General features: G+C 45.9%; 11 protein-coding genes. 10 read left to right on the top strand and 1 reads right to left on the bottom strand.

Annotated features, from left to right (window positions below):
• Positions 1-297: 297 nt before the first annotated feature.
• Together CBE68_RS18955 and CBE68_RS14485 are read left to right on the top strand one after the other, a co-directional pair.
• Positions 298-633 (top strand): hypothetical protein, encoded by a 336-nt coding sequence (locus CBE68_RS18955; protein ID WP_229744768.1) that lies wholly within the window; start codon positions 298-300, stop codon positions 631-633.
• 107 nt (positions 634-740) lie between these two features.
• Entirely contained in the window at positions 741-1,589 is an 849-nt protein-coding gene (locus CBE68_RS14485; RefSeq protein WP_233143589.1) for a hypothetical protein, read from the top strand.
• A 433-nt stretch (positions 1,590-2,022) separates the two neighbouring features.
• On the opposite strand, the gene CBE68_RS14475 is transcribed toward CBE68_RS14485, so the two are convergent.
• A complete protein-coding gene (locus tag CBE68_RS14475; protein WP_087506808.1) occupies positions 2,023-3,144 on the bottom strand; it encodes an IS110 family RNA-guided transposase in 1,122 nt (373 codons plus the stop codon).
• Positions 3,145-3,733: 589 nt separating this feature from the next.
• Here CBE68_RS14475 and CBE68_RS14465 point away from each other — a divergent pair.
• The 8 genes from CBE68_RS14465 (at position 3,734) to CBE68_RS14430 (ending at position 8,695) form a co-directional block, all read left to right on the top strand.
• A complete protein-coding gene (locus CBE68_RS14465; protein WP_087506806.1) occupies positions 3,734-4,012 on the top strand; it encodes a type II toxin-antitoxin system RelE/ParE family toxin in 279 nt (92 codons plus the stop codon).
• Complete coding sequence (locus CBE68_RS14460) at positions 4,012-4,305, top strand: HigA family addiction module antitoxin (protein ID WP_087506805.1); 294 nt, start codon at positions 4,012-4,014, stop codon at positions 4,303-4,305. The genes CBE68_RS14465 and CBE68_RS14460 overlap by 1 nt, the downstream gene beginning before the upstream one ends.
• Positions 4,306-4,505: 200 nt before the next feature.
• On the top strand, positions 4,506-4,739 hold the full coding sequence (locus tag CBE68_RS14455) for a ribbon-helix-helix domain-containing protein (protein WP_087506804.1): 234 nt from the start codon (positions 4,506-4,508) through the stop codon (positions 4,737-4,739).
• Positions 4,726-4,983: a type II toxin-antitoxin system RelE family toxin gene (locus CBE68_RS14450; protein WP_087506803.1), complete on the top strand. Its 258-nt coding sequence runs from the start codon at positions 4,726-4,728 to the stop codon at positions 4,981-4,983. The genes CBE68_RS14455 and CBE68_RS14450 overlap by 14 nt, the downstream gene beginning before the upstream one ends.
• A 323-nt stretch (positions 4,984-5,306) precedes the next feature.
• Positions 5,307-6,002, top strand: coding sequence for a PEP-CTERM sorting domain-containing protein (locus tag CBE68_RS14445; RefSeq protein WP_087506802.1), 696 nt, complete (start codon positions 5,307-5,309; stop codon positions 6,000-6,002).
• Positions 6,003-6,028: 26 nt separating this feature from the next.
• The gene (locus CBE68_RS14440) at positions 6,029-6,526 is read left to right on the top strand and encodes a DUF1993 family protein (RefSeq protein ID WP_087506801.1); all 498 of its coding nucleotides are present in this window, start codon (positions 6,029-6,031) and stop codon (positions 6,524-6,526) included.
• A 68-nt stretch (positions 6,527-6,594) separates the two neighbouring features.
• The gene (locus CBE68_RS14435) at positions 6,595-6,903 is read left to right on the top strand and encodes a hypothetical protein (RefSeq protein WP_143824579.1); all 309 of its coding nucleotides are present in this window, start codon (positions 6,595-6,597) and stop codon (positions 6,901-6,903) included.
• 55 nt (positions 6,904-6,958) lie between these two features.
• Positions 6,959-8,695 (top strand): ABC transporter transmembrane domain-containing protein, encoded by a 1,737-nt coding sequence (locus tag CBE68_RS14430; RefSeq protein ID WP_143824578.1) that lies wholly within the window; start codon positions 6,959-6,961, stop codon positions 8,693-8,695.
• The last annotated feature ends 5 nt before the right edge of the window (positions 8,696-8,700 follow it).

Genomic DNA, 8,700 nt, shown 5'->3' with positions numbered 1-8,700 from the left:
TTTACTGCTTGGGTTTTAAATTCATCGGTAAAACGTTGGGACATGTTTCCTCCTCAGGACATTCAATTGTAATGCAATTGAGTGTCTAGAGAAGGCTGGTCGATTCAGGGAGTTTAATTACTTGTCTGTGGTTTTACGTTTTCAAAAGTAATGGTGTCAATGCTTACTACCAAAGCTTCGGCAATGAAAATACATAACAAACCGCTTAACAAAAACGCCAGCAAAAAGCGTTGGCTCGGACTCGCTGCCGCTCGCCAGTTAGCGGAGCGTTAGCTCTAAAGTGAAAACGGAGAATTTATGGAAGTTGGTGGTAGCGCAAGAGAGTTTGCGGATTGGATCGGTGAAATAATCAGGTTTGATTTATCTGAAAATGAAGATAGTTATGTGTTTTCAAAAGATTCATTTGGTCAAAATGTCAATCTTGAAATTGAAAAACACAAATTGGATGCTGAGATCGAGAACTTATCTCAACTTGATTCAATAAGCGAAACAGTACTTGGTAATAGTAATTCCTACGAAATTTTGGTTAGAGAGGAAGGACAATACTCAAGGTTTTTCCCTCGTTCTCGTGGAGGGGATACTTTATTAGAAGTTGAAGATACAGAAAACGGAACGGTATGCTTTACAGTCTAGGTAGACCATCGAATGCGTTTTCGCTTTATCTAATACAGCAAGCTGCATCTTTTGGTGAGGCTAGAGCTTTGTCGAGACCTATGATGAATCGAGCTATGATGTCATCGATGCTTGAAGATGAACCGTGTGGTTTCGATGTGTTAAAACGCTTTTTGGCAGGTAGATTGACTTTGAAAGTCACATCTGACTCTAAGCGAACTTCAACTGAGTTTGATAAATTCTCCTCTGCTTTTCTATTTAATATTAGCTACAACACTGATTCTGCCCTTGTACAGCAACGTGACTTTGACGAGTTATTGAGAACTGGGCGAATAACAAGAACACGTCGCTCAAATATCGATGAAATCGATCCCCCTAGACGAACTTATGTTCCTGACTTAATACACCACTATCAACTGGCTGTGGGTACCGAAAACCCAATGTTGGAGTATATTTCTTACTATCACGTAGCCGAGCACTTCTTTGAGAGTATTTTTACTGAGGCTCTCGTGGAGCAAGTAAAGAGTAAAATTACACATCCCGACTTTTCATACAAACGTAAGAAGGACATTTCCTCTCTGATCCGAGATATTGGGAAGTCGATAAAAATGCGAGATGAAGGGGTTACATTTAACGAACAAGAAGGGTTAAGACTAACGTTAAAGAAACATGTCAACATCTGTGATTTAGTCGTAAAGCTCAACGAGTATGATAACTCACTAATACAGCACTATAGAACGAGCGCAGTGCCTTTTTCCGGAGCGCAAGTGGTCAATCTTGAAGGAGATGATGAAGAGCTAATATTCAAACATCTTGCTTCGAGAATATATAAAAATAGAAACTCTATTGTTCATAGTAAAGAATCAGAAAAATCTAAGTATACGCCGTTTCGTGATGACAAAACTTTGGTTAAGGAAGTTCCTTTAATAAGGTTTATTTCGGAACAGATTATTTTTAGTACTTCTTCAATTGCATAGAGAATAGAGCTAACAAACTGTTTAAGTGTGATTCGCAACGCGTGGCATTTTCACTATGCGTTGCGTTTAGTGTTTAAGGTGGTATGCGGCGGCTTAGGTATTGCGTCGCTCACACCTTAACAGGGCGTTGATATGATTCCCGCTGTCAATAGGCGCAGCTGTTTCCCTACCGAACATTCTTTTCCGGCATTGAAGAACCTGAATGAGTGACCTTTGGCAAGTAAGTGTCGGCGGTTGACCTTGCTGATATACGCGGGTTTGGTTATCCGCATGACTTGTTTGCGCCGTTGGAGCCTTGCCTCAGTCTAGGAGCGCGAATTTAAATCGCCTAACGCCCTCGAGAATTGCTCGCACCGCTGCCGCCGGTCGGTCTCATTCAGGTTGTAACTGTTTCTACTACTGCTTCTTTAATTCATTGCTTTGCTGTTTTGGACTAGCCCACCGTTTTGCTGCTGGGCTCAAATCGTTGCGCAATGTCCCAGATAAAGCCGAGCAACTCTCGGGCAACAGCAACCACCACTTTGTTTTGCTCTTTGCCTTTGGCCTTCATCCGTCGGAATTTGTTGCAGAGTCTCAACTGCGCTTGCCATGAGCGCTCTTGTAGGTTCACCGAATGCTCTTGCTGCCTGATTTGTAACTCGCGAGAAACCTTGGGTGAAAAGCGATAGGCCCATGCGGCTTCTATCAATATCCGTCTGGCGTGAGTATTACCACATTTAGTGATGCCACCTATCTTCTGGCGTTGACCGCTCGAATGCTCTGAAGGGGTTAACCCGACAAAGTTCATCAGCGAGCGAGGGTTAGCAAAGCGCCTCATATCACCGAGCTCAGCCACTAAAGTAATGGCGCTTAAAAAACGGATACCGCGCAAGACTGTTAGAAATTGCACCAACGGATACCAACACCATTGCTGGCCCAGATGTTCTAATTCCCGCTCGATGTGTTGCAAGCTTTGGTAGCGATGCTCAACAATGCCAATGTAATGCTGAAAGGTGATTTTCTTGGCAGGCTCAATGAAGTGAATGTCGGCCAAATGGCGTTTATGGGCATCGCTCCAGTTATCTCTTCCTGAATACGAATGACCGTTACGCTGCAAAAACGACTTCAACCGCTGGCGCGCTTGGCGCAAGTCCAACATGCAATCTTCCCGACAACGAATTAAATCGCGAATGGCTTCATCATCCGCATTGGGTATGTGAATCGACGATAACAAACCCGCTTTGGCTAACCGCGCTAACGCCATCGCATCGCGCCTATCGGTTTTGACCTTGTCGCCGGGCGCTTTGGGGATAAGCGATGGTGCCACCACCCAGCATTCAATGCCTTTACGCTCGAGCATTCGGTACAGCCAATAACCACATGGCCCTGCTTCATAAATCACGACTAACTTGCTGGCTTTGCTTGAGAATTTCTTGATAAGGTGGTCGACAGAACGACTGTTGGTGGGGATGGTGCCGTAAAACAAAACGGCTTCATCTTGATTAGAAACAAACGCAACATCCGTGGTTTCTTTGTGCACATCCAGGCCGATGAAAATCGTGCTAGGGTTAGACATGTCGATCTCCTGTTCTTGTGACTGTTAAAGAGTAACGCCCATTAACAGTGTGGCTCTGGTTCGACTAACCCACGATAAACCGCAGGAGATCGACACTTCAAATCAGGGAATCATGATGTCTATAGCCCTATAAGGAATGTATGTCAGGATTGATAGAGTTCTTGGTATTTGTAGCTATTGCATCCTTCGGGCTGTCAGCCATCATGAGCTACAAGTTGTACCAACGGCTTGAAGACAAGCACAAAAGTACATTCCATAAACTTGGTAGCCCACAGTTGTTTCCGCGAGGCTTTAGATCAAATTTTTCAGTGTTAACGGGTTTGTTTAAACTGCTACAAGGCAAAACCCTTGATGAGATACATGATCCAAAAATCAGGTTCTATTGCTATGGTGGCATTGCCAGCTTAAGTGTTTTTTGCCTGTTATTTCTTTGTTTACTCTTCACTAGCAATTTAGCGTTAGGGCTATAACAAGTTGCTCAACAAAAACGCCAGCGAAAAGCGCTGGCTCGGACTCGCTAGCGCTCGCTGTTTTAGGCGTTATATTTCTCTGATTGGTGCGTTGTGCGCAACATGCTATAGTCCGTATTATGATTAAGTCGTTTAAGCACAAAGGGCTCAAAAAGCTCTTTGAGACAGGAAGCAAAGCGGGCATTCAAGCCAAACACGAACGCAGGCTTAGGATGCAGTTGGCGGCAATTGATACCGCAACTGTAATTGACGATGTTGATCTGCCAGGTTTCAAGCTTCATCCTCTAAAAGGGGAAAGAAGTGGCATCTGGTCGATCACAGTCAGTGGGAACTGGAGAGTAACGTTCGAGTTTGTTGATGGTAATGCTTACATTCTTAACTATGAGGATTATCACTAATGACTATGCACAATCCGCCGCACCCAGGCGAGTTTATCCATGATATCTACATGGAGCCTTTCGGCTACAGTAGCCGCTTCATCGCTAAACAGCTTGATGTAGCTGCATCTACTTTCAGCCGCCTTCTTAAAGGCCAAAGCGCAGTATCGCCAGAAATGGCACTTCGTTTATCTAAGGCATTAGGTCGTACGCCAGAAAGTTGGTTAGCTATGCAGGATAACTACGACCTGTGGCAGGCTAGGCAGCATGTGAACTTAGCTAAAGTTCATACAATTAGCTTCGTAGCAGCATGAAAAATATAACAAACCAATCAACAGCGACGCCAAGCGCTCTGCCAGTTTTTGTGTAGCTTGCAGGCTCGCAATTTTACACAAAAACAGGCTCCGCTCTTATCGCGCATTATCGAGGCGTTGATCTTTACAGTGGCGCCATCACGACATTGTGACGTTATGGAGTTATAATGTTGTTGGTTGTGCTCTAGCGGAGAGGAATAATGAGTAACTTATCAAAAAGATCAACGGTTTACTTTGAGCCCGCCATTCATCGGGCTCTGAAGGTTCGCGCCGCTTCTACACACGTATCAGTTTCTGAGCTTATTGATGAAGCTGTTCGTTTACTTATGCGTGAGGATCAAGAGGATCTTCAAGCCGTATCAGCGCGAGCCGACGAAGAAGAAATTAGTTATGAGGCCTTGCTCGACGATTTGAAGAAACATGGAAAAATATAAAATCACCTTCAAAAAGTCGGTTTCAAAAGATCTTCGCAACATTCCCAATAAAGACGTGGCTCGTATTCTAGCTCGCATTGATGCTCTTGCAGAGAATCCTCGCGGTGAAGGCTGCATCAAACTTTCAGGTCAAGAGAGTTACAGGGTGCGTCAAGGACTTTATCGAATCGTGTATGACATCAAAGATGATGTGCTCATAGTTAATGTGGTCAAGGTCGGCCATCGTTCGGACGTAGATAAATGACTGTGGCCTCCGGTCAAGCTAACTAAACTACCTGCTCATCCCAACTGTCCCCGTTTTTCATCATTGTATTGAGGGTCACAATCAGCGCCTTCTTGCATGCCACAATGGCCTTCGTTATGTCTTTCCGCTCTCTTATGGTGCTAATGGACTTAATAGGCATTGGAAATGTCAGAAAACATTACGTTATTAATCGACATTAAAATCCACATAAAAATAACCTACTGATATAAATAGGAATGTTTTTACTGGCGCGATATATGCTGCGTTGATTGCGAATAGTTATCTCCATCATTGCGCTATAAAAAATACAGGAGCATCCACTCATGTTAAAACGCACCCTCGCCCTGTTGTGCCTTGCTCTTTCGTTGCAAGCAAACGCAGGGTTTATCAGTGATTATTCGCTCGATGCTTCAGCCAATATCGTCACAAATTCAGCCAATGGCCTGCAATGGTTGCAATGGGATGAAACTGTCGGTCAGTCGATCGATTGGTTTTACAATAGCGCTGATGCTCAGGGTTTACGTGACGAGGGCTGGGTTATTGCTAACAATCGTCAGATGGCAGGGCTATTCAATGATTTTGGATTCGGCGGCATCGGGTGGGATACCGATGAAAATACGAGCCAAACGTTGCAGACAGGATTCGACGGCCCTATTGAGTTGGCAACGGATGTCGAACTCATTTTTGTGAGTCTCTTTGGTGACACCCATTTAGCTGGCGGCGGTCGGGTTTTCCCCGGCCCGAGGCAAAGTTCGCAAGCACGTTTTGGCTACGACCTAGATGGTGATGGCGAATACAATTGGGCGCGTATTGCCGATGATTATCAATTAGATGTGGCAGAAGCTTACAAACAGGGGATTGTGCAGCTTGCAGCGGACGAAGGGGATATATTTCTGTCGTTTCCAACTTCTGGGCTTGCGTTGGTAAAAACCAATTCAATTCCTGAACCATCATCGCTTGCCTTGCTGTCGCTCGCTTTAGTCAGCCTGAGGGTATTCCGCCGCAAAAAAGCCGCGTAAAAGCGAAGTCAGCTTCAAAGGAAACAATGAACATCAATATCAAGGACATATTGCAATACTATTTAGCCCAGCTCGAACTGACTGTGTCTAAAATCCCCGCAGATATGTTTTCGTTGTCGTTAACAGAAGGCATGTTGACGCTCGAAATGAACGCTAAGGTTGCCGCGAATATGGCCTTGCGTGGTTACTGTCCGTTGGTTGGCAAAGACGTGGTTTCATTTTTTACCGAGCAAAGCGATAAGCAGTCAGTGCAACAGCAAATTTCACAATCGTTGGCTTACTTGGATAAACTGCCCGAGATTGGGCACATCGACGAACAACAGCTGATCAAAGATAAAGCTGGTTTCGCTGAGGTGGCGTTACCGCCATCGGCATTCATTCACCAGTACATCCTACCTAATTTCTATTTTCATATTAGTATGGTGTATGCAATCGCAAGGGCGAACGGCGTTGAACTCAGCAAAGGGAACTTTGACGGTTTTCATTCGTACCCTAGTGGTTTTAGTTTTCTAACGTCGCCTTAACTAGCTGCCGCCAACGCATAGGGAATGCAATTTGGCGCGCTCAAACGATGTTTGCCAAGGAGGCATTGATGTCACATGGAGTGAAAAAGCCAACAATTCACTGGCTAAGTCTTTTGCTGTTTAGTCTCTCTGGGTTTTGTTGTGTTGCGCTTTGGCACACGCCTCTGTGGGGAACGGCGATTCAAGCTCTGGGCTTTTTATTGATGGGGTACGCCAGCCTTCGTGCTGCTCCTGCTGACTTTTTTACTCAAAAACTATCCCGTTGCAGTTTACCTGACGCGCTCAGCAACCAACGTGCGATTGATAAGCTCATGCAAATCATCGGCTTAGTATGTATTTGCCTTGGTACAACAATGAATGGTTTGCAAAGCCCTTAGCAATTCGCTGGCAACCTCATATGATAGATGGGTCGCTCCATAACAGAGGCACCCCATGCTTTCTTGGCTTTGGCAGTTTGTTAAGCTCTATAAAACCCGTTTGGCCATTGCCATCGTTGCATTGATTTGCACCTCGGCACTCACCTTATCATTGGGCCAAGGCATTCGTTTGATGATTGATAATGGCTTTGCCGCCCAATCTTATGACGGTTTAGCGGCCGCCCTTAAAATCACTTTATTGATTATTGTTGGGTTGGCCATTGGCGCCTATTTTCGTTTTTACATGGTGTCATGGATTGGCGAGCGGGTTGTTGCTGATATTCGCCGCCAGCTCTATGGTCGACTGCTGAAACTGCCGCCTAGCTTCTTTGAAGATAATCTCGCCGGTGAAATCCAAAGCCGCGTAACCACCGACACCACCTTGCTGCAAACCGTCATTGGCTCTTCTTTTTCCTTTGCGCTTCGCAATACTCTGACCTTTTTGGGCGGCATGACATTGATGTTCGTCAGTAACGTCAAGCTCAGCCTGGTGGTATTAACTGTGGTGCCGTTTATTGTCTTTCCACTCATTATTGTTGGCCGTAAGGTCAAACGATTATCAAAAGATAGCCAAGATAAAGTGGCCCATGTTGGCGCCTGGGCAGGCGAAAGTTTGCAGCATATTAAGGTGGTGCAAGCATTTACTCGCGAAGACTTGGTCAAGCAACAATTTGCTGATGGCGCCGAGAGTGCATTTCAAACGGCGTTGCGGCGTATTCGTTATCGCGCATTTTTGATTGCGCTGGTGATGATCATGGTGATGGGTGCCGTGACAGTGATGCTTTACATTGGCGAAACCGACGTATTGGCGGGCAACTTATCGGCTGGCGATCTGTCGGCCTTTGTGTTTTACGCCATTATGGTTGCTGGCTCCCTCGCTGCGGTAACGGAAGTGTATGGTGAGGTGCAGCGCGCAGCTGGTGCCGCTGAGCGGATTCGTGAGCTAATCGCTACCGAGCCGGAAATTGAAAGCCCTCAAGCTCCTGAGCAAGTTGACTTTGGCCGAGCTGAGCCGTTGATAGCTATCGCCAACCTCACATTTAGTTACCCTTCTCGGCCCAATCATCAGGCTTTAGATGGGCTTAATTTGACCATTCAGCGGGGCGAACGCGTTGCCTTAGTGGGGCCATCTGGCTCCGGTAAATCAACCTTGTTTGACTTGTTGTTGCGATTTCGCCAGCCGCAAGTCGGCAATATTAAAATCCATGGCACTGATATTAAACAACTGGATTTAGTTAGCCTGCGGGATTTGTATGCCTTAGTGCCACAACAGCCGGTACTGTTTAGCGCTAATGTAGTGGAAAACATTCGTTTTGGTAAGCCAGGTGCGAGCCAAGCAGAAGTTGAAGCCGCCGCCAAAGCTGCTTACGCCCATGATTTTATTGTCGATTTGCCGCAAGGTTATCAGAGCTTTCTGGGCGAGCAAGGGGTCAAACTCTCTGGCGGCCAACGGCAACGCTTAGCGATTGCTCGGGCGATTCTGGCCGACCCTAAAATTTTGTTGTTGGACGAGGCCACCAGCGCTCTCGATGCTCAATCAGAGCATTTGGTGCAACAAGCCTTGGATGAACTAATGAAACATCGCACGACGCTAATTATTGCCCACCGATTGGCGACAGTGGCTCATGTTGATCGCATTGCCGTGTTGGAGCATGGCAAGTTAGTGGATGTTGGCACTCATCAAAGCTTGTTGCAAAGCTCGCCACTGTATAAACGATTAGCCGACTTGCAGTTTCAGTCGCATCAGGCCTAGCGCTA

This window comes from Neiella marina (assembly GCF_002165625.1).
Taxonomy (GTDB): domain Bacteria; phylum Pseudomonadota; class Gammaproteobacteria; order Enterobacterales; family Neiellaceae; genus Neiella; species Neiella marina.
The sequence above is the reverse complement of the archived record's forward strand: the minus strand, read 5'-3'. Positions and strand labels throughout refer to the sequence as shown.

Bases quoted from the DNA above. Each gene is read 5' to 3' on its own strand.
- CBE68_RS18955 (WP_229744768.1), top strand. From the start codon at position 298: ATGGAAGTTGGTGGTAGCGCAAGAGAGTTTGCGGATTGGATCGGTGAA.
- CBE68_RS14485 (WP_233143589.1), top strand. From the start codon at position 741: ATGCTTGAAGATGAACCGTGTGGTTTCGATGTGTTAAAACGCTTTTTG.
- CBE68_RS14475 (WP_087506808.1), bottom strand. From the start codon at position 3,144: ATGTCTAACCCTAGCACGATTTTCATCGGCCTGGATGTGCACAAAGAA.
- CBE68_RS14465 (WP_087506806.1), top strand. From the start codon at position 3,734: ATGATTAAGTCGTTTAAGCACAAAGGGCTCAAAAAGCTCTTTGAGACA.
- CBE68_RS14460 (WP_087506805.1), top strand. From the start codon at position 4,012: ATGACTATGCACAATCCGCCGCACCCAGGCGAGTTTATCCATGATATC.
- CBE68_RS14455 (WP_087506804.1), top strand. From the start codon at position 4,506: ATGAGTAACTTATCAAAAAGATCAACGGTTTACTTTGAGCCCGCCATT.
- CBE68_RS14450 (WP_087506803.1), top strand. From the start codon at position 4,726: ATGGAAAAATATAAAATCACCTTCAAAAAGTCGGTTTCAAAAGATCTT.
- CBE68_RS14445 (WP_087506802.1), top strand. From the start codon at position 5,307: ATGTTAAAACGCACCCTCGCCCTGTTGTGCCTTGCTCTTTCGTTGCAA.
- CBE68_RS14440 (WP_087506801.1), top strand. From the start codon at position 6,029: ATGAACATCAATATCAAGGACATATTGCAATACTATTTAGCCCAGCTC.
- CBE68_RS14435 (WP_143824579.1), top strand. From the start codon at position 6,595: ATGTCACATGGAGTGAAAAAGCCAACAATTCACTGGCTAAGTCTTTTG.
- CBE68_RS14430 (WP_143824578.1), top strand. From the start codon at position 6,959: ATGCTTTCTTGGCTTTGGCAGTTTGTTAAGCTCTATAAAACCCGTTTG.